Here is an 843-nt window from a genome sequence, read left to right on the forward strand (position 1 = left end):
CTTCCGATCTAAAGACAGATCCGATCAAACGACACAAGTAAACCACTCCCAAAGGATGATCTTGAGGACTGATCACAACGATGCGATCGCATTTTTCCTGGCAGAATATTGACCAAACCTCACTTAAGGTGGTGGTTTGATGACAAACGGGTACTGCCCGGATAAAGGTTTGGAGGTGAGTGGGGCAAGAGTACATAGAAAATCTGTATTGGAGCCGAAGGCAATAGCGTCTCTGGGGGAAATCGCGATCAAATTATTGGGGGATAGTCGTAGGCGAGGGAGTTGAATCAACTAAGACCAACTCACGAATAACAACTTCTATTCAGTTCTGTGATTCCACTTGGTAACTTTTGGGTTTCTCAATACGCGACCGAGTTGAGACAATTTTACCGTTTTGTTCCTGTTCTCCAGTCAAAAACGGCTATCTAAAGTTGTTCTGTAAACGGTTGACTATGGCTCACACCTCTCTAACTCCTGGGAGATTTCTCAGCAGTGCTTTGAGAGAGCTATCTCTATCATGTTCGCTCAACTTCAAGAAAATCGTCACCTTAATAATAAAAAAATAAGAATTAAAAATTAAAAAAGTATATTTCCACAACATCTTTGGGTAAACAGACAAAAAAGGTCACTCCAAAAGTTAGCACTCATGTCGCCGTAGACTCCTGGCCAGCGAGAAATTGAACTTTCTCCTTAAGAGGGATGTTTCACGAGAAGGCGATGGGCTATATACATAAACGTCGAAGATGGCAAAATCACGGGGAAATCCGGTCGATTACCAGTCTGGATGTTGACTTCACTTTTTGAGGATGGAAGCTTGAGTAAACGACCCATCGCCAACGCATA

At 42.8% G+C, this 843-nt stretch carries 1 protein-coding gene; it reads right to left on the bottom strand.

The genetic code is table 11. The features are described 5' to 3' along the window. Nucleotides 1-196, bottom strand: a 196-nt coding sequence (locus M595_RS30885) for a CBS domain-containing protein (protein WP_023069934.1), incomplete at its 3' end; no start/stop codon positions are given. Nucleotides 197-843 lie beyond the last annotated feature (647 nt).

This window comes from Lyngbya aestuarii BL J, assembly GCF_000478195.2.
Lineage (GTDB): Bacteria > Cyanobacteriota > Cyanobacteriia > Cyanobacteriales > Microcoleaceae > Capilliphycus > Capilliphycus aestuarii.